The sequence below is a fragment of the Tardiphaga robiniae genome, assembly GCF_001618955.1.
Taxonomy (GTDB): domain Bacteria; phylum Pseudomonadota; class Alphaproteobacteria; order Rhizobiales; family Xanthobacteraceae; genus Tardiphaga; species Tardiphaga robiniae_A.
The window spans coordinates 1-524 of sequence record NZ_LVYV01000042.1 but is presented as its reverse complement, the minus strand read 5'-3'; the positions used below and the strand labels follow the sequence as shown (position 1 = coordinate 524).

Here is a 524-nt window from a genome sequence, read left to right as displayed (position 1 = left end):
TCGCCGGCGCAACGCATATCTCGATCCACAGGCCCGCGAGGATGAGCTGCTTGCGGCCGGTGGCCTTGACCGCGTCCACGACCTTCTCATCCTGCCAGGTGTGGATGAACGTCCGATCGATCACCTCTTGGCCGGGAAACACGTCAGTGATCTGGGGGAAGATGCGGCCGCCCCGATCAGCGATCACGCTCGTCAGAATCGTGGGCACGGCGAAGGCCTTGGCAGCCTTCGCCAGAGCCGCCGCATTGTTGCTCAGCCTCTGCGGTTCGTGGCTGTTCACGTTTGTGAGCTGATAGGGCTGGTGGTCGATCAGAACGAGGACCGAGTCTTGAGGACGAAGAAGCGAATCAAGTCCGTTACGAGGGTCATCAAGACCTCCTTTGTCCGCCGCTATGGACGGCAATGGGTTTCACGGGAGACATGCGCCAGTGGGCGACGTTGCCTGGACGCAATTTGCTGTTCCTTCTGGTTGCGGCAGGACTCGGCATCGCCTGGCTCCCCGATTGCATCACACACGAATATGT

Annotated in this window: 1 protein-coding gene; it reads right to left on the bottom strand. The window is 60.5% G+C overall.

All coding sequences use genetic code 11. The annotated features are described in order from the left end of the window. A partial coding sequence (locus A4A58_RS22435; protein WP_139069903.1) for an isochorismatase family protein occupies positions 1-403 on the bottom strand: 403 nt, incomplete at its 3' end. Positions 404-524: the final 121 nt, after the last annotated feature.